The following is a 20,216-nucleotide window of genomic DNA, read 5'->3' on the forward strand; positions in this document are numbered from 1 at the left end:
CAAAACACCTCCTATTGTCCGTAAACTTCAAGTGAATTTTCTATTTCAAGCGAAACAGGCGCTTTATTTTCTTCAAATAAAATAAATGCATCAGTAATTTCTATTGTTGTTCCATGTACAATGGAATCATTATTTAGTGTGAAAGATGCAATTTCTGTATCTGATAAATCTAAAGGAGATTTGAATATTATAGATATAATAATTTCTTTATATTCTTCATCGGTATAATCATCAAATTTTATGGAAGATTTTATTAATGAAAAATCTATATCGGAATCCGAAATGGAAATATTACTAGCATCAAAGGTTATTTCAGGATCAGTTTTTAAATGAAATTCTATGCCATAAACTTCTGTTAAATCATTTCCTGAAGTATTAAGTTGGAAGGTATTTTGATTATTCTCGAGATATTGTGGAGTAAATGACACGTAATTTTCTTTCAACAGTGGATCGTATATAAATGATTTTACAGGAGAAATTATGGTTTCGCTTCCATCGTCTGCTAATATTGCATAATAATATATATCACCATATTGTAATTTGTTAAATAATTGCCATAATTCTATAGTAATTTCTTCATTTGGATTTCCAGTTAATGATGTCTCAAAAATATCGGGGTATGCCCAAGTCTTTTGCCATGGAGTGAAAAGCAATATGTGATATTCGATTTGATTTGCTGTATTTGAAGCATAGAAAGAGATGGTATCAAAAGCACGAGCGCTTTTATCAAATGAATCATATACCTCAATATCCATAGAATTATCTGAAGATGAAATATTGAAACTTCTTATATTTGAATTATAAGAGCGATCGATGTCTCTGTTTCCTTTCACCATCCATATATATGGTCCATCTTTTAATTCTAGGTTATAGTCAGGATTAATAACATAATCAAAAGGTTCAATATAGTTGGTATCAGCTTCAATCAATTCTTTTGCAGGTTTTAAAAAGAAATTATATTCAATATTCTCGCCAAGATCTTCCCATGTAAAACCTATATTCTTAAAAGGCTCTGATGATATAATAAATTCTCCGTTTAAAGGGGTAAAAAGCTGTAATTTATTTTCTTCCGGTTCTCCCCGTATATCTTTTATTTCAAATGTGAATGTTGCGCTTATAATATTTCCACTATCGTCCATTATATGCCAGTAATAAATTCCCGAATTATCAAAATCAACAGTTACATAATATTGGTTTTCAAGATTTGTATTATAAATAATGTTACCTTCTTCATCTATTACTTCAAAAATATAATTCATATTTTGTAGTGGTGCAGGATTATCAGGATCAGGTGGAGGCATTATGTGATGCCAGCTAAACCAAATAGTATAGTAATCAAAAACAGCATTTTGTTCTGGATAATCCAGTAAAACCTCATATGGTTCTGTATTGACGAAAAACCATCTGTGTTCTGTTTCTTGATATTCTTCAGGTTCAACATTTGCTAATGATAACCAGTATTTGTAAGCTCCATCTTCAAGATTTATGTTATAATTAAATGTCATTTCACCAGTAAACATATCAGTTCCTGTTGAATAATCGTCTGGAGTAATTAATATATCCATATTTTCCCAGGTATCTATAGGTCGTATATGTAATTCGAAATCACCTGTATAAGATGGATCCATTCCCCATATAAATCCAATGTTATTGGCTTGTGTAGCATCACCATCCAGAGGTTGTATAAGATGCAAATCTAACATCCAAGTTCCTTCTTCGATAAAGAAATACCATATTTCACTTTCAATATAATTTGATTCATCGATAAATGCACGAATTTTCCATTCATATTCTTTTCCAACTGATAATTCAGGGATTATCATTTCTGCTTCATAACTTCCATAATCTTCGTCATACCATAAGATGTTTATATTTTCAGAAGCTTTTGACCAATTATCATCATTTATTTCTCTGTAATATAATTCGAAAATGTTTGCTGTAGCTGTTTGTGAATTTAGATTATTCACACCCCATCTGAAATAAACATCTGTTGTAGTATCTCCTGGTAAAGATGAGACATAATCAGGAGGATCCATTTTATAGAAATATGCAGTTTCTTCAATATCTCCAATTTTAAACTCAAAATAATCGCTATATATTTCATGTTCTTCAAAGGTTTCAGGATCCTGATAATATCCCATGACATTCCATCTGTATTTTCCTGTATCTAGTGAAATTGAAGTTGTTTCTGATGAGAGCTGATATTCAAAATAGTTATATGGTTCAGTTAATTGTTCTATATAAAGTACATATTTATCTACTATTATAGGTTCATCCATATTGTTTTTGTGGATAAATGCTTTCCATTCAAAGTTAACTTCAGCTGGAGCATCAGTTGAATGCCATTCATTTTCTGGTGAAATTAAATCTACATAATAGAATGTATCTTCAACATATATATTGAACCAGTATGGATTTTCTGGGTAAATAATTTCTATATTTCCATTACCAAAATCTGCATAACCTATAACAGCCCAGAAATAACTACCTTCATTTAAATCAATAGTGACCTGTGTATCAGATGTTTTGACGAGTCTTATTAATTCGTTTGGACTTAAATTTCCATCAATATAATCCCATACACGCCATTCTGTATTATCTATAATTAATTCGTATGTAATTGTAGCATTATTTATATTTTTTGGAGTCCATTGAAAGGTTACGGATGTTCCGATTATTGTAATGTCTTCAAGATAAATTGTTCCTTTCTCTTTTCCAAAATCTTCTAAATTTATTTCTATTTTATTGTCGAGACCACTAATTAATCCTTTAAAGGTCGAATCTGGAAATTCAACAATTAGATTAGTTGAATTGTTACTTTCTTCTATATAAATATCTGGTAAAAATACATTTAAATTTGAAAAATCATCAGGACTATTGAAAAACACACCAGGATAAATGGTTATATTTTTATTATACTCTAAAGGAATATCTATACCTTTTGAAGAGTCTTGTATTATCTGTGCCAATTCTTCAGTTTTTTTCAGACTATCCATAGTCGGAATAAAATCTTCTAATTTTATAGGTGGAGTATCGCCAGAGGTTGGGTCATGTGGCTGAATAATATAATCCATAATTCTATCTTCAAAAATCTTATTTAAAATATCATGTAAAGATATAAGTTCATTTTTTATTGTATTAATTAATTCAATAGAAGTATTATAGTCTTTAAAATATAGTATATGTCCAAATATATAGGTCTCAAGTTCCCATCCGGTTATCTTCTCAGAATCAAGAGGAGGAGGGGTTTTAAAAAGTTTTTTTAAAATCTCATCTATTTTATCCATAAGATTAACATTGTTTTTTAAAACTGTTTTTATGTTGTCTGAAGGATTATTGAAATCATATATAAATAATGATTTTCCTATTATTCCTATTAATCCAGTTATAAGTGATATTTGCCCTGTAGTTCCTTCATCAATTAATATATAGTCATTATCATCAAAAGTTGGATTATAATTTTCGCTGAAATTTTCGTTAATTAATTCATAATCAAAGATAGCATCACCACCAGCTGGATCTATTCCAAGAACTCTTGGAAATTGATCGATTTTTAGTAAATCATAAAAAGGAATAGAATCTTCACCATTTTCAGTCTTTATTTTTAGTTTTAAAGGTGAAGTGGATTCAACAGTTCCATCCATATCCCAATCAAATTCATTTATTTTATATTTTACATCTGTATATAAATATCCATTTTTTATTGATCCAAAAAGCAAAGAGATATTATTAATGTCCTTTATTATGTTTAATAAAGCAGTTTCTGTTGCATCTGACATATTAATGATATATTTTATAAATATTTGTGGTGATGCTTCAAAAGAAGCTAAGGAAGAAATAAAATCTTTATTTTCATTTAAAAAAGTCATGATATGGGAATAAGTATTATAGATATTTTTTAAACCAGAAACAATATCTTTTTCCATATCGTCTGTAATTGTGTCTGGATTAGTATTGGATGTTACGGTTATGGTTGGTTGGGTAGATATAACATCAATTCCATAATTTGCAGCAAATATTGAAAAATCTGATAATCCTATTTTACCATCAGGTTTGGCTAAATCAAACACTTCATCCCAGATACCCTTATGTGCAAAATTACCAGCTGGACCAATATCTATTAAATCAAAATCTTTCATATTTCCATTAAAACTATCTCTTTCAAGTCCATAAAAATATGTAAACGATGAAAAATCTGAAATATCAACCTTTCCATCAAAATCAAAATCTCCTAACAGTCCAAAAGAGACGCCTTTACTATAATAATCAAAATTTTTTGTAATACTATTTCTATTATAAGTATTGATATTTTTAAGTTTAAAATCTTTATCAGTTACTTTTAATAATATATTCCCACGATGAATAGTATCAGGAGAAGAAATAGCTACCTTTAAACCAGCATCATTTTTTATGATTTTTAAAAATTTTGAAGGTATGTAAATATTGTCAATATTTGTATTTTCAAAAACAAATTCAAAACTATCGGCTTCAACATTTGATTTTATAATATATTCGTTATTATTTTTTTCTATAATAATAGATTTAAAACTTTCTTGATTTTTAACATCCTTTTTAAAATTAAAACATGAAGTAAGAAGAAATATAGATAAAATTAAGATTATAAACAAAAAGTATTTATTTTTCATTATATAATCACCCCCTTATTGTCCTATGGTGATTGATATAAAATCACCAGTTGTAAATAATATTTCTGTATCATTTATTTCGTACATATATGTTGATTTTTCAAATTTTATCTTTGTATTTCCTGATTTTTTTGAATTAATTTCTACTGTGATGAGATTTTCTGGAAGAACAAAATTGGTATCTTCAGAAACCACACTAAAAATAAATTCATTATGATCATTATATTCAATTATTTTTTTGATAACATAATAATTATCATCATCAAATAAAGTATTTTCAATACAATTTTCTGGGTTAATATCAATGTATTCTGGATCATAAGAAATTCTTATGTCAAATCCATGAATGTTGTTTTTAAAGGAAGTATTTATTGTAAAATTATCAACTGAATCTATGTCTATATTTATTTCATTTGGAATAAAGTATATATCGGGAAGTTCGCCTTCTTCCTTTTTAACAAATTCAAAACTCCATATAGGTCCTGGTACAATATACATCCCATCTGTTGCCACGATTCTCCAATAATAGGTTGAAGAATAATTTAATTCCTTATCCAATCTGTTTGTTTGTAAATTGTATTCAGTATAATCGTTTTCAATTAAATTATTAACATCATCATACACATCTGAAATATAGAAATCAAAAGACAAAGGTGTTCCTTCTGGGTCGAATGCTTTCCATTCAAAGGATACAGTTGTACCTACAACTGTCGGAGCATCTGGTTTGTGATATGAATCTATAATTGGAGGTTTATTTTGAGAAGAAATTGTGAATTTTCTTAATTTACTTTTTACAGGTGGATTTACTGTATCTGAAACTTCAACATTCCAATAAAAATCTCCAGGTTCTTGTAATTTGTAAGTATAAGAAATTTTTTTGTTTTGCAAATCTTCAAAGGATATTATTTCATTTAAAGTAGTTTCGGATTTTCCTATATTCAGACTGTATAACAGAGTTCCATTGTCTGTATCTGTGGCCATCCAGCTAAAGACTATTTCGTTTGAAATAAATGAAGAATTATCTTCAGGAGAGAATAATTGAATGATTGGAGTTGCGTTTTCAGGTGGAGAATAATTAAAAGAAAATACAGATGATTCTACAGTTTCTTTTCCATCTGAAACCAGAACCTTCCAGAAATATTGTCCAGTTGAGTTTAGAGAATATGTATAAGATGTTTTTTTATAATTTGAAATTATGTTGTTAAAAGTAGTTTCGGATTTTCCAAGGAATAAATCAAAAGTTAAAGGATCTTTATCAGCGTCACTGGCAACCCATGAAAAGTTTATTTTGGAAGTTGCTATAGGATCATTATCAGCAGGATATACGAGGGATATTTCAGGTTTGTGATTGAAGGTTGAATCTAAAGTTGGTTGATAATCAAATTGAGGGGCTTCCCTAATCAGAATTTTATAATTTTTATTTGGTTCATCCCATAATTCGACTCTCCATTGATATTTCCCTTTAATAGGAGGTTCATAAGTATAATTATTGGTTTCTAGCGGGTCATCATTTAATTTTATGAAATCATTTCCTAGATATTTAAGATAAATATTGTAATATATAGCATCCTCTTCAATGTCATTAGCTTCCCATTTAAAAGTTACTTTTTTATCTTTTACAATTTGATTATCTAAAGGTGAAATATATCTGCCAAATGTAGGAGGGTTATTCTCTGCTGGTTCTAAAAGTACATTTTCAGTTCTTTTTTCTTTTGTATAAACCGTAACTTTACTACTTAGAGGATAATAATAGGTTTTAGAAACTTCATAATCATAATCACCTGTCGGTAACTTAAATTCATAAGACCCATTTTCATCAGTCTTAGCTTGAACCACAAGACTCCCATTTTGAATTATTTTTATAGTAGCACTTTGAATAGGTGTATTTGTTACTTTATCTTTTACATTAAAAGTGATAAAACCTTCTTCAATTTGTTGCAATCTGTCACAAGAGTAAATAAAAAACACGATTATAAATATTAAAATTAAAATCCATACTTTTTTTTCCATTTTTTCACCTCCTAATTTTAATTACAATTCAAACAATATTAACATCATAGTTATTTAGACCTGATTTTTTTTAGAAAGTTCATAAATAAAATAATAAAAATTGAACTTTTTTATAAAAAAGAAGTCTAAAAACATATAGGAAATTATGAAAAGGGAGGGACCCCTAATGAGAATCGGAAATAATTATTTAAACCAGACGAATAGATTATCAAATTTATCAAATTTGTTATTGCAAAGATCACAGCAATTGGCGAGTGGAAATAGATTGATTAATTCATCTGTGGATCCTGCGGGATTTAGTATAGCTCAGAGGCTAAATACACAATTTAGATCAGCTTATCAAGCAGTAAGGAATATATATGATGGCATAGGAGCGTTAAACGTTGCAGATCAGGGAATTTCATCTATTCAGGATACATTGGGTCGTATGAGAGAACTTGCAACAAGAGCTGCAAATGATACATTACCTGAAGAAGCAAGAACCGCTATTCAGGAAGAATTTAATCAATTAAGGCAGGGAATAAGAGATGTTGTAAGAGATACTCAATATAATAATCAACAGCTATTAAATGGAGAATTTCAGGCCGATTTACCGTTAGATGCAACAGGAAGAAATAATTTAAATGTTGAAATTCAGGATATGAGACCAGAAGCACTAAACCTTGAAAACATAAACTTAACGACGCAGGAAGGGGCAGAAAATGCATTAAATACCCTTGAAGAGGCAGTGAATAATGTTACAAATATGAGAACGCAGGTTGGTTCGTATGTTAATAGATTAGGAGTTGCAGCAGAAAATCTTTTAAATAGAGCAGAAAATACAGGTGCAGCAGAAGAAAGAATTGCAGGTGCCGATATGGCAAAAACCATGGTTGAATATATAAGAAATCAAAATTTAAGAGATATGACATCAATGTTATTCTCTCAAACTGGGCAGTTAAATGCAGCATCAGTTTTAAATATCTTACAATCTCCTTAAAAAGTTTATATTATCTAAAAAGAGAGCCGAAAGGCTCTCTTTTATTGATTATCTATTAATTTTAAAAGTGCTTTAGCAGCATAAGTAGGACCATTTTCTTCGAACCCAGAAACACCTAATTGAGTTTTTATTTCTCCAACTTTAACACCGTTTTTAATCATCTGTTCCAAAAATTTTTTAGCGATTTTTTCGTGTTTTTCCTTTCTTTGGACTGCACCAAAGGGATTTGCAAAATAACTATAAGTTAAACCAACCTCAGCAGTGGTGCCTTTGGCCATTCTGGCGCCTTTTGAAAATACATTGTAAGCACTTTCCCAATCATTGAAAAAATTGATATATGAATTATCTTCAGCTTTTACATAATTATTGGCATATAAGAAATAATCTATTTTAGTTGGTTTTATTATATCTTTGTAATTTGAATAAGGGACTATTACTCTTGCATTTGTTTCATTTGGATTCATAAAAATACTTCTATCTATTGCGGAATAAGCGTATCCAGGTTGTAAATCATCAAGTCTTACAAATGCACCTGTTTCGGTTCCAAAAGCTATGACATTTCCACTATCATCAATTTCTAGTGATCCCATATCATCTATTAAAATGTTGACTTCAGATACTTCATTTGAAAGTCTATTTAAAGCATCTAATGTTTCGGATTTTCCAGCTCCACTATCTCCCATTAACATTACATTAGCTTTTTTCCCATTTCTTAGAATAATTTCTGCTAAAGCTCCATGAATAGGCAAATTTCCTTCATCAATAACCTTTAAATTATGAATGGTTAAAATCATTTTTTTCATATAGCCAAAATAATCAACATCATCATCTTGCCCTAAAAGGCCTACATATGTTCCATCTTTTTCTTTATAAATTACACCTTTTTTATATTCAGCTTTTTCAAAAAATCTATCTTCAAGTCCGTAAAAATATATCCCATCTGGTTTTTTTCGCTGAACAATCCCAAATCCTGCCAGTTCGAATAAATTGGTTAAACCTGCAGCCATTGCGAGAAATTCTTTATATACATATACTAAAATATATTTTTTACCAACATGGACTGGAAATGCAAACCAATCATCTGGATTTTCCAGTTCTATATTTTCTAAAATTGGAGAATCAATAACTTTAAATATACCTTTTCTCTTATTTGATTTTGTATAAAAGATTACAGGAGGTTCAAATACAATCCCCCATACGAAAGGAACCTTATATAAAGTATCAGAGCCATTAAAAATCTTATCTTTAAAAGATGGAGTATCTATAGAAAACGCAACTTGAGCACCACTTGGCAATTGTCTTAATACTTTTAACCTATCATCTGAAACATTAATCAGAATTTGACGATAGAAATTTGTAATTAAGCTTTTAAAATCAGTATTATTTCTAACAAGAATCATTTCTTTATAGATTTTTTGAATTCCATTAGAAACATAATCGTTTTTTTGTATCATGAATCGGTGTTTATTTCTCCATAAATTATAAATTCTTTCTACAAACTTGACAATCTGTTCTTTTTTATCGCCTAATTTTGGAAAACTATAAAAGGGCGAAGAATCTATTTCGTCAATTTTTTCAGCAGATAAAGCAAAAAGCATTTTAATTATCTGATCAAGATCATAACGTTCTTTAACTTCAACAGCATCTTCGTTTTTTAAAAATAAAGAAAAAAAAGTTAAAAGGCTTTCATTTCTTTCTTCAAGATCATTTAAAAATTCTATAACTAATTCTTTTAATATTTTGCTGTGAATAATTTGAGCATTGGAGGAATATGAAACACTACCATCAATTAAAACAGTTCTCGACATAAAATCACCCCTTATCTTGTATTTTTATAGTAATTATACCACAAAATAGATAGCATTTAAAATTTCTGGAAATAGAATTTATAAAAATATAAAGTTAAAAATTTTTAATTTCTTAAACCAAAAATACAAAATTTAATGGTAAAATTAATATATAAATTAAATTTAAATTCAGGAGGTAATTATATGTTTAGAATACTATTAAAAGGAAAAATTCATAGAGCATCAGTTACAGAAAAAAATATTCATTATGAAGGTAGCGTTACAATCGATGAAGAATTAATGGAGCTTGCGAATATAGAAGAAAATGAATTAGTTCAAATAGTGGATATAAATAATGGTGCAAGATTTGAAACTTATGTTATAAAAGGAGAAAGAGGATCAAGGATAATAGGTTTAAATGGTGCAGCTGCAAGAATGGTGGAATTAGGGGATAAAGTTATTATTATGGCATATGGATTGTATTCTAAAGAAGAAAAAAGTAATCCGAAAATAGTTGTAGTAGATGATAAAAATAATCCAAAAATTCTAAAAAATCATGAAGAACCTAGAACGGAGTGCTAAATTTGAAAGTATTAGGGATAATCGTTGAATATAATCCATTCCATAATGGACATTTATATCACTTAAAAAAAGCTAAAGAGATGGTAAAACCTGACTTCACCATTGCGGTGATGAGTGGAAATTTTGTTCAAAGAGGAGAACCAGCAATTCTAGATAAATTTGCTAGAACAGAAATTGCGCTTAATATGGGAATAGATATAGTTATCGAATTACCTTTTGTGTATTCTATTCAAGATGCAAATGGTTTTGCATTGGGATCTATTGGGATTTTAGAAAGAACAAAAGTTGTGACAGATATAGTATTTGGGAGCGAATCAGCAGATATTGAAACATTAAATATTATTTCTGATATAATATATAAACAACCTGATAAGTTTAAAAATCTTTTAAAAAAATATTTAAAAGAAGGATATTCTTTTCCGAATGCGAGAAAATACGCATTAATTCATTTTTTTGAAAAAAATAATATTTTAAAAAAAGAAAAAATTTTGGCTATTGAAAAATCTAATGATATATTAGGATTGGAATATTTAAAAGCATTAAAATATTATAATTCTAAAATAGTTCCACATGTGATACAGCGACAGGGGGCAAATTATAACGATAAAGAATTTAAAGGTGATTTTTCCAGTGCTACAGCCATTAGAAAATTGTGGAAAGAAGAAATGTATGAATTAATAAAAAAATCAGTTCCACAGACAACATATGAAATATTAAAAAGAGAAGAGAATTTAGGTAAAGCTCCAATATTTATTGAAGATTATGAAATATCTTTACTATCTTTTTTAAGAACATTAAATAGGGATGATATTCAAGAAATTTTTGGAATTAATGAGGGTTTGGAACAAAGAATAATAGAAGCTGCAAAACAAAGTGCATCTATAATAGAATTTTACCGTTTAGTAAAAGCTAAAAGATTTACTTATACTAGAATAAAAAGAACACTCTTAAGTATTTATTTTAGATTAAAAAAAGATTTGATATATGATGCTAATAAATATGGTCCTCAATATTTAAGAATTCTGGGTTTTACAAAAAAAGGAAGAAAATTATTATCAGTAATGAGAGAACAAATAACGTATCCAATAATTGTCACGCCATCAAATTATATTTCAATTATAAAAAATATAGAAAGGGATTTAGATAATAAACGCAAAAAATGGGATATAAAAAAGAATTTATATTTTAAAATGATAGAATATGATTTTAAGGCATCTAATGTATATTCAATGTATTATAAAAATAAAGAATTTTCTAGAGGGGAAATAGATAAAAAAGCAAAAATAATTATTCTTAAGTGATTGAAAGGGGTTTAATATGAAAAAAATTTTTATATTTATATTTTTAATATTAATTTTTACAATGTCATTTTCAATAAAAAGTGTTATATACTATACTGCAAGTGCTTCAAATGTTTCAATAATAGGTGATTTTTCAGATGAACCTATTCAAATGGAAAAAACAAATACGGGATTATGGAAAAAAAGTTTTGAATTAGAAGAAGGGGAATATAAATATTTATTTTTAGTAGATGGAAATGAAATTCTGGATTATAAAAATACAAACACTGTTTATTCAAACGGAAAATTATATTCATTACTCATAATAAAAGAAGAAAAAACATATTACCCATCTATAGGTGATGGAAAAGTTGGGGTTATAAAGCACGAAAAAGAAAGAAAATATATAAATCCAGTAAAACCTGGAGATATTTATTTATCAATAGAAGTACAAAAAAAAGATATTGAAGATGTATATTTTGTTGGTAATGCGAAAGTTATAAAAAAAGAGAAATTAACATTTGATAAAACAGAATTATATAGATTCCATGTAAAAACACCTGCTAATGTATTGAGATATAAGTTTATTATAAAAGATGGTGAAAATAGTATCGAATATCCTAATTTAGATTATTTTGAATTTGATTTTAATAAACCAATAATAAAATATTTTGATGTACCAGATTGGACAAAAGGTAGAATATATTATCAAATATTTCCTGAAAGATTTAGAAATGGAGATAAAACAAATGATCCAACATATACATATGAATGGTATGGTAATTATACATCATCATCATTAGGTTCTAATGGATTTTATGGTGGAGATTTAAAAGGTATTATAGAATCAATAGAATATTTAAAAAATTTAGGAATAGAGGCAATTTATTTAAATCCAATATTCGAATCAGTTTCTAGTCATAAATATGATACTAAAGATTATTTAAGAATAGATTCACATTTTGGTGATGATAAAACATTTATCCAAATGGTTAAGGACTTAAAGAAAAACAATATAAAAATAATTCTTGATGGAGTTTTTAACCATACAGGTGATGAATTTTTTGCCATGCAGGATATATTTAGAAATCAAAAAAGATCTAAGTACTTAGATTGGTATTTTATAAAGAAATTTCCAGTTACAAAGTCTGCAGATAGCTATGAATCATGGTGGGGATATGCTGACCTTCCTAAATTAAACTTAGAAAATCCTGAAGTAAAAGCTTACATTACCACTGTCTTAGGAAAATGGATGGAATATGGCATTGATGGTTGGAGATTAGATGCAGTAGATCAAGTGAAAAATTCATTCTGGGAAAATTTCTTTTATCCTATAGTAAAAGGGATAAATGAAAATGCTGTTATTAGTGGTGAATACTGGAAAGATTCTACTCAATATTTTGAAAAACCAGCTTTTGATACTGTTATGAATTATTTGTTTAGAGATGCAGCTTTGGGATATGCAAAAGGTGGAAGTGCTTATAATTTTGTAAAAAACACAAATGCTTATTTAGAAAAGTATCCGCCACAAATAATTCATACATTATGGAATTTATTAGATAGTCATGATACACCAAGAGCAATTACAGAATTAAATGATGATATTGATAAATTTAAAATAGCAGTTGGTATTCAAATGACCTTTGTTGGAGCGCCAGTTATATATTATGGAGATGAAATAGGGCTAACAGGTGAAAGAGATCCTTGGTGTAGAAAACCATTTCCATGGGATGAAGAATTTTGGAATATGGATATATATAATTACTATAAATCTCTTATAAAACTTAGAAAAGAACATGAAGCATTAAGATATGGAGAATATGAAGTAATAAAAACAAAATTGGGAGCTTTGGTATATAGAAGATATACTGAAAATGATGAAGTAATTGTAATATCCAATTCAAGAAAAATACCTGTAAAAGCAAATATAGAACTAAATGGGAATTATATAGATTATTTTACAGGAGAAAAAATAAAAACAATTGAAAAAATATCAGGATTAACATTTAGAATATTAATAAGGCAGTGATCATATGTATTATTATGAAATAGCGGTTTTTGGAACATACACGTACAATACATTTACATATTCTTATGAAGAAAAATTAGCACCTGGCCAAAGGGTGCTAATTGATTTTAGAAATCAACAAAAATTAGGTGTAATTATTTCAGAAACAGATGAAAAAAATTATAAAGTAAAAGAAATAGAATTGGTTGTGGATTATAAACCGTTGATAAAAAATGAACATATAGAATTAATAAAAAATGCATCAAAAAAATTTCTTGTTCCTATAAGCGAAATGGGGAAATTAATATTTCCTCCGGCTTCTTCTGATAAGATAAAAATAAAAATAATACCTAAATCCCCTTTGTCTAATATGGAAAAACCTATATTTTTAAATGAGTATTATAGAAAATTCAAAACTAAAAATGCGGCAAATAAAGTATTAAAAAAAATGATAAAAGAAAACCTTGTTGAATTGAATATACATATAAAGAAAGAATTAAAAAAGAAAAGAAAAGTTGTTATATTGAAAAAAAATATAATTGAAGTATTAAATGAAAAAATATCCAATAGCGGTATAAAGGTTGTAAATTATATTAATGAAAAAAATAATAAAATATATGAAAATGAACTATATGAACAAAAAATAATTTCGCGATCTTCTACAGTTTTAAAAACATTAATAAAAAAAGGAATTATAGAAATTATTGATGAAGAAGAGATAAACGAAAAACCGTTTATAGTAGAACTTACAGATAAACAGAAAGAATTGAAAGAAAATATACTAAAAAATAAAGATGAAATCGATCTTTTATATGGTGTAACTGGAAGTGGAAAAACAGAGATATTTTTCGAAGTTATGGAAAAATATTTGATTAAGAATAAAAAAATAATGATTATAATACCAGAGATTTCATTAACGCCACAATTTGTTTCTCGTATAAAAAAAAGATTTCCAGCTAAAAATATAGGTGTGTATCATTCAAGTATAAATAGTTCTATAAGAACAAAAACCTGGTATGATGCTGTAAATGGAAATATCGATATTATTATTGGAACAAGGAGTGCTGTTTGGATTCCGTTAAAAGATCTTGGAATGATAATAATAGATGAAGAACATGATCAATCACTATATCAATTTGATCAGATTTCATATGATGCTGTGGAAATAGCATATTTAAGAGCAAAAATAGAAAAAATAAAATTAATATTATCCTCAGCAACGCCAACATTGAGAGAAATGAAGAAAGCATATGAAGAGGAAATTAATCTTTTAGAATTAAAAGAAAGAGTTTTTACAGAAATGCCAGATATTGAAGTCATTGACTTGAAAAAAGAAGAAAAGGTAAGCTGGATCTTTACTAAAAAAGTTTTAGAGGAAATAAATAAAATCTTAAAAAATAATAAAAAAGTACTTATTTTTTCTCCAACTAAAGGATATGCAAATTATTTAATATGTACAAATTGTGGAAATGTTTTAAAATGCGACAATTGTGATGTGTCTTATACGTATCACCGCTATGAAAATAAGTTAAAATGCCATTATTGTGGTATAGAAAAAAAGGTTCCAAATTCATGTCCGGTATGTGGAAATCCAGAATTACAACTTAGAGGGTATGGAACAGAAAGAGTGGTAAATGAGTTGTTGAAATTTTTTCCATCTAATAAGATTATTAGAATGGATAGAGAAGTAATAAAAACGCATGAAGAGTTAAATAAAGCTTTTGAAGAAATAAAAAAAGAAGGACCGGCTATAATCGTTGGAACTAAAATGATAACCAAAGGTCTTGATATAGAAGATATTAAATTGGTAGTAATTCTTGATAGCGATAGATATTTAAATTTCCCTGAATACACATCACAAGAACATACAGCTTCATTGTTAATTCAGGTTGCAGGTAGATCTGGGAGAAAAGAAAAAGGGAAAGTTTTACTTCAAACATTTAAATCTGAAAATGATTTTTTCAAATTTGTAAAAGAACATAATTATGATAAAATTGTTGAATTAGAATTAAAAAATAGGGAAAAATATAAATACCCACCATATTCAGAATTATTAATGATAATGTTTATGAATTTTGACGAGAAAAGGGCTTTAGAAGAAGCCAGAACATTTTATGAAAAATTACAAAAAGAAAATTTAAATGAGAAAAATGTGGAAATATTAGAACCAACAGAACCATTGATTCCAAAATTACGTGGTCAATATAGATATCAGATAGTGATAAAAGGTAGTATAGATCATAAAAAGTTTTATAAAATTATAAGTAATTACAAAAAGAAAATGTATATATATGTAAATCCTCCAAGTACCTTATTATAAAATAAAAGCCCATGTGGGCTTTTATTTTATAACTTTAAATTCAAATTCAGATCGAGCTAAAATTTCATAAATTCCATTATCTTTCCAAACTTCACCATATACTTCTATCTCTTTATTATCAAGATCATATATATTTAAATTTTTAAAAAAAGCTTTATATTCATCACATCTAATAGTTATATATACTTTATTATTTTCTGAGTAAATATGGTAAAAGGAACCAGAACGCGAAATACTTTTAACTTTAAAACGAACCCATCTAATCTTTCCAATATCAGAATCAGAAAGATCATTTTCATAAATTTTTCTGTTATCATCGTCAAAAAATTGGAAAATTCCTTTTCTGTTTTCATAAGCATATTTATAAGCTTCAATAAATTCATTCTTATGTTTCGAAGTGTCGGAATAAAATAAAGGTCTTGCAAGTCCGTTTTTTATAATTTCTTCGTTTAAAAAATGCATTTTTCCATCTTTACCTTTATAATAAACATAAGCTAATAATCTTCCATAATTTCCATATGAGTTAGAATCAAATTCCATATAAACATATGATTTTTTTGAATTTTCAGAATATATTTTATTTCTAACGAACCAATATGCTGTATCTCCTAACTCTCCAATAGGTTTATCTCCACTATGTGTTTCGGGTGTATCTATTCCTATTAATCTAACGGAAGTTTCATCGCCATCATAATATACTTTTATTGTGTCACCATCAATTACTTTGCTCACATAATAATTTTTTTCAATATAAGATTTATTAATTTGTGTTTGTTTTGAACAAGAAGTAATAAGAAGTAAAGAGATTAAAATACCAACAAATATATATAGTTTTTTTAACATTTTAACATTCCTCCTAATAAAAAAATGTGATATAATGTCATGTTAAAGCCAAACTACTGAATTATTATAACATAAAAAATGTAAAAATATACGTAACAAATGAAAATTATACTGAAATAAGTTGGTAAAAAACACATTCGATTTTAGGAGGGGTTTTTATGAAAAAAGTATTAACGATCATGCTATTTGTTCTTATAAGTTTTATAACAATTTTTGGAGCTTTTAGTGGAACAAAATTTTCTGTATTAGGTATTTATACAATGAATTTAGATGATTTAGACAATTTCATAGATGTATTTCCTATTGGTTATTTTGATATAGGATTAACTGATAATATTACACTGAGATTCAATGATTATTTAACTTTATCTTCATCAGCGCTTACATACGAGTTTAAAGATAATGAAACATTAAACTTTAAACTTCCAAGATACTATTATTTACAATATAGAGTTGGATATGATACATTATTAATGATTGGAAAGTTCAAATTCAGAGATTATCCTTATGATTTAAGAAGAGATTTTTCTTTTAGAGTAGGAGGATTTAGGGATGATCTTGGTGACGAAAATTATACTTTAAACCCTATGAAAATGGCAATTGGTGGTTATATAAAACCAGTTGGGAAAATTAAAATAGGTGGAGCATGCAATTTAGAAGATAGTTCGATTTATGCATATTTTGGTCTTGATGAAAGATATACTAAATATATGTTCTATATATCTCAGGATAATAAATATAACAAATTATCAGTATCATTTGCAGGGTATAATTCAATTAAATGGAATAGAAAATTAATAACACAATTATATTATGGTATAGGTTATGCTGTTGTGTCAGAAGTGCAATCAATATCAGAAATAACCTCTAACATTAATGATTTAATTGAAATTTTACCAAATCCTAAAATGACTTTTGGTGGGAAAATAAATTATTATCCAGTATATTTAAAGGGCTTAATATATTACAGCATGGATAATGAAAATAAAAATTTATATTATCTTGACATTGATGCTGTAACAAATAATCCTCAAAACAAAACATGGTTATATGAATTAAGAGCAGGATATTATTTACCAAGACCATGGAAAATAGAATTTTTTGTCCAAGGAAATTCATTAGATGATGGAATATTGACAGATTACGTAACAAATTATGGAATTAAAATAAACGGAGATAACATAACATTAACAGTTTCTGCTGAGGATATAAATGGAAGAGCAAGTGGGAATCAAAGAATGGTATTGAGTTTTACAACCTGGACAGATTTTGTGATAACAGAAAGATCATTAATGAATATTATATTTTAAATAAGGGGGTAGTGGAATGAAAAAGAGTTTGGTGTTTTTGTTGATATCTATTTTGGGATTGTTTTTGTTGACAGGGTGTTTGGTAAAAGAGAATGTTGATGATGAATTAATAGCATTAAAAGATGGATTAGTTAAATTTAAGTCAGGGGAAATTACAAAAATAAAAAGTAGTGGAGTTATAATAAATCTTTATAATAATACAAGCAAAAATTATACCAAAGCATATATTCAATCAGAAAATAGTGACGCAGGAGTATTATTATATTGGCAAGATTCTTCTATAAAAGATAAACTGACAGTTGGTGATTTGATAGAGTTTGAAGGTGCAATAAAAGTTTATAATGGTGAAATTGAAATAAAACCTGATAATTATGAAGTAAAAGAACATAATAAAGATGTGACACCTAAAGCACTAACATCATCTTTATTAGAAAAATGGACTATTAATGGTGATGAAACAACACCTAATATGATATTAGTAACTACAGAAGGAACAGTATTAGAAATTGATTCTAAAACTGCAACATTGACAGTGGAAGATTTACAAACTAACATAATAGCTTATTTATATTCTGGATTCTCAGGTGTATCTCAAGGAGATAAAATAAAAGTAACTGGTATTTTGAAATTATACAAAGGTGAATGGGAAATTGCTTTGATATCTAATGATGATTATGAGATGTTGTATGATTATGTTGCTCCAGCAGAAGTTAATTATTCTGGAATAGCAGAAATAAAAAGTGAAATTGTAAATGGGACAACAGAATTTACAGATATTGAAGGTATTGTTGTGTATAAAAGTGGTTCTGTTGCGGTTATTAATGATGCAACGACAGGTATTTATATAAAAGAAGGTATGGATAATGTTTCAATTGGTGATCAAATAACTTTCGATGCAACAGGTTATCTTGATACAAATAATGGAAATATTAGATTGAAAGAACCAACAAATATATTTAAAGTAAGTTTCAATAATGAAATAAAAACTTTTGAATTAAATGCGGATTTAAGTTCAAAAACCGATTGGACAGATTTTGTAATATGGGGTTATAAACTGGTAAAAGTAAAAGGTAGTTTATCCCCTAATGATAATTATACGTATAATTTGGAATATAATTTAACAGATAATACTACTGCAAATATATTAGTTTATTCAAAAAATACAGTTGATGCTGCGAATGGTGGAACAGCAATTACATCATCAAAAGATGCAACTATAACTGGTTATTTAGCAAAATATAAAGGTACATGGCAGATATATTTAAGAGATGAAAATGATGTGGAATTTTAAATTTGAAGAAAGCCCATTTGGGCTTTCTTTTTTGAAAAAATAGGAGGTAAAAAATGAAAAAGACATTTTATTTATTGTTCGTTTTGGTTATTGTATTATTCCTATTTTCAGGGTGTATTATAGAAGATAGAATTAATAGATTAGATAAAATTTTCAATAATGAAGCTATTCTTTTTGATAATGCGCATTCACAAACTGCAGGTAATGCTGATTGGACTATTAGAGGTGGATTTTCTGATTTTGCTGATGATTTAAAAAATCGCGGAGCTAATGTTAATGAATGGGGTAATGATGAATATGGAAGTAATCAAAGAGATGATGACATGCCTATTACTTATGAAATAATATCAAAATATAAAGTATATGTAATACCAGAACCAAATATTCCTTTTACAAAAGATGAACAAAATGCAATAATAAAGTATATTGAAAATGGAGGAAGTGTTTTCTTCATTGCTGATCATATTGGTGCAGATAGAAATAATGATGGATGGGATGCAATAGAAATATTCAACGGATTTTTGAAAGAGAAACATATAATAGAAACTAAGGAAATATATTCAGATGATTTTGTTGGAAGATTAGGCTTTAGATTTAGAGAAAAACAATATTCTGAAAGCCCTATAGTGAAGATGAAAGAGCATGAGATAACTAAAGGAATAAATAAAACAGGTGCTTGGGCTGGGACATCGGAATATATAATTGATAATGAAAATATAAGTGGAATTATTTATTATAGTGAAGAAACATGGGGAGCTTATGTGATTGCCGGAAAATATGGAAGTGGTAAATTTGTTGCTATAGGTGATTCATCACCAATTGATGATGGAACAGGAACACCGGGAGATAAATTATATGATGGTTATTATTATGGAGATAATAGAGAATTAATGATAAATATTATAAAATGGTTGGTGAAATGAAACACAGTAATAAAGCTAATTCTGGTGAATTCACTAACGATTAACAAAATTAACAGTATTGTAAGTTGACAAAAGAGAAGAAAGGTGGTAATATATATACTCGGACGCGGACGAAGAGCCGCGGGAAGGAAAGGAAAGCTCCTTGACAAGTGAACAGAGACACCCAGCGGAAGTAAGAAGAGAGAGCGAAGAGATCGAACTCGAAGAGTTGGATGGAGGGTTTGATCCTGGCTCAGG

12 protein-coding genes are annotated in these 20,216 nt (G+C 27.7%); 8 read left to right on the forward strand and 4 right to left on the reverse strand.

Features of this window, described 5'->3' with window-relative positions:
* Window positions 1-11 precede the first annotated feature (11 nt).
* Together X275_RS04735 and X275_RS04740 are read right to left on the reverse strand one after the other, a co-directional pair.
* On the reverse strand, window positions 12-4,646 hold the full coding sequence (locus X275_RS04735) for a hypothetical protein (protein WP_047267773.1): 4,635 nt from the start codon (window positions 4,644-4,646) through the stop codon (window positions 12-14).
* Window positions 4,647-4,661: 15 nt separating this feature from the next.
* Complete coding sequence (locus tag X275_RS04740) at window positions 4,662-6,656, reverse strand: carboxypeptidase-like regulatory domain-containing protein (RefSeq protein WP_047267774.1); 1,995 nt, start codon at window positions 6,654-6,656, stop codon at window positions 4,662-4,664.
* A gap of 166 nt (window positions 6,657-6,822) precedes the next feature.
* On the opposite strand from X275_RS04740, the gene X275_RS04745 reads away from it, so the two are divergent.
* Window positions 6,823-7,635 (forward strand): flagellin, encoded by an 813-nt coding sequence (locus X275_RS04745; RefSeq protein WP_047267775.1) that lies wholly within the window; start codon window positions 6,823-6,825, stop codon window positions 7,633-7,635.
* Window positions 7,636-7,676: 41 nt separating this feature from the next.
* Here the strand turns inward: X275_RS04745 and X275_RS04750 are convergent, their stop codons facing one another.
* On the reverse strand, window positions 7,677-9,443 hold the full coding sequence (locus X275_RS04750; RefSeq protein WP_047267776.1) for an ATPase: 1,767 nt from the start codon (window positions 9,441-9,443) through the stop codon (window positions 7,677-7,679).
* Window positions 9,444-9,626: 183 nt separating this feature from the next.
* Between X275_RS04750 and panD the strand changes: the two genes are divergently transcribed.
* Genes panD through priA form a run of 4 tightly spaced genes read left to right on the forward strand, consistent with a single transcriptional unit; the run spans window position 9,627 to window position 15,612 of the window.
* Complete coding sequence (gene panD, locus X275_RS04755) at window positions 9,627-10,004, forward strand: aspartate 1-decarboxylase (protein ID WP_047267777.1); 378 nt, start codon at window positions 9,627-9,629, stop codon at window positions 10,002-10,004.
* Window positions 10,005-10,006: 2 nt separating this feature from the next.
* The gene (locus tag X275_RS04760) at window positions 10,007-11,305 is read left to right on the forward strand and encodes a nucleotidyltransferase (RefSeq protein ID WP_047267778.1); all 1,299 of its coding nucleotides are present in this window, start codon (window positions 10,007-10,009) and stop codon (window positions 11,303-11,305) included.
* Between the two features lie 16 nt (window positions 11,306-11,321).
* Complete coding sequence (locus X275_RS04765; protein ID WP_047267779.1) at window positions 11,322-13,313, forward strand: alpha-amylase family glycosyl hydrolase; 1,992 nt, start codon at window positions 11,322-11,324, stop codon at window positions 13,311-13,313.
* 4 nt (window positions 13,314-13,317) lie between these two features.
* Window positions 13,318-15,612 carry a replication restart helicase PriA gene (gene priA / locus X275_RS04770; protein WP_047267780.1) on the forward strand — a complete coding sequence of 765 codons (2,295 nt, stop codon included), beginning with the start codon at window positions 13,318-13,320 and terminating at the stop codon, window positions 15,610-15,612.
* Window positions 15,613-15,633: 21 nt separating this feature from the next.
* Here the strand turns inward: priA and X275_RS11045 are convergent, their stop codons facing one another.
* Complete coding sequence (locus tag X275_RS11045) at window positions 15,634-16,455, reverse strand: thermonuclease family protein (RefSeq protein ID WP_052913641.1); 822 nt, start codon at window positions 16,453-16,455, stop codon at window positions 15,634-15,636.
* Window positions 16,456-16,613: 158 nt separating this feature from the next.
* Between X275_RS11045 and X275_RS04780 the strand changes: the two genes are divergently transcribed.
* From X275_RS04780 to X275_RS04790, 3 genes are read left to right on the forward strand one after another with little or no spacing between them, the layout of a single operon-like run.
* Window positions 16,614-17,765 (forward strand): hypothetical protein, encoded by a 1,152-nt coding sequence (locus X275_RS04780; RefSeq protein ID WP_047267781.1) that lies wholly within the window; start codon window positions 16,614-16,616, stop codon window positions 17,763-17,765.
* Between the two features lie 16 nt (window positions 17,766-17,781).
* Window positions 17,782-19,056, forward strand: a complete 1,275-nt coding sequence (locus X275_RS04785; protein ID WP_047267782.1) for a hypothetical protein — start codon at window positions 17,782-17,784, stop codon at window positions 19,054-19,056.
* 53 nt (window positions 19,057-19,109) lie between these two features.
* Complete coding sequence (locus X275_RS04790) at window positions 19,110-19,979, forward strand: DUF4350 domain-containing protein (protein WP_052913643.1); 870 nt, start codon at window positions 19,110-19,112, stop codon at window positions 19,977-19,979.
* The last annotated feature ends 237 nt before the right edge of the window (window positions 19,980-20,216 follow it).

The sequence above is a fragment of the Marinitoga sp. 1197 genome, from assembly GCF_001021165.1.
Taxonomy (GTDB): Bacteria; Thermotogota; Thermotogae; order Petrotogales; family Petrotogaceae; genus Marinitoga.

Excerpts from the sequence above, each read along its gene's own strand:
- X275_RS04735 (WP_047267773.1), bottom strand. The coding sequence starts at position 4,646 with ATGAAAAATAAATACTTTTTGTTTATAATCTTAATTTTATCTATATTT.
- X275_RS04740 (WP_047267774.1), bottom strand. The coding sequence starts at position 6,656 with ATGGAAAAAAAAGTATGGATTTTAATTTTAATATTTATAATCGTGTTT.
- X275_RS04745 (WP_047267775.1), top strand. The coding sequence starts at position 6,823 with ATGAGAATCGGAAATAATTATTTAAACCAGACGAATAGATTATCAAAT.
- X275_RS04750 (WP_047267776.1), bottom strand. The coding sequence starts at position 9,443 with ATGTCGAGAACTGTTTTAATTGATGGTAGTGTTTCATATTCCTCCAAT.
- panD (WP_047267777.1), top strand. The coding sequence starts at position 9,627 with ATGTTTAGAATACTATTAAAAGGAAAAATTCATAGAGCATCAGTTACA.
- X275_RS04765 (WP_047267779.1), top strand. The coding sequence starts at position 11,322 with ATGAAAAAAATTTTTATATTTATATTTTTAATATTAATTTTTACAATG.
- priA (WP_047267780.1), top strand. The coding sequence starts at position 13,318 with ATGTATTATTATGAAATAGCGGTTTTTGGAACATACACGTACAATACA.
- X275_RS11045 (WP_052913641.1), bottom strand. The coding sequence starts at position 16,455 with ATGTTAAAAAAACTATATATATTTGTTGGTATTTTAATCTCTTTACTT.
- X275_RS04780 (WP_047267781.1), top strand. The coding sequence starts at position 16,614 with ATGAAAAAAGTATTAACGATCATGCTATTTGTTCTTATAAGTTTTATA.
- X275_RS04785 (WP_047267782.1), top strand. The coding sequence starts at position 17,782 with ATGAAAAAGAGTTTGGTGTTTTTGTTGATATCTATTTTGGGATTGTTT.
- X275_RS04790 (WP_052913643.1), top strand. The coding sequence starts at position 19,110 with ATGAAAAAGACATTTTATTTATTGTTCGTTTTGGTTATTGTATTATTC.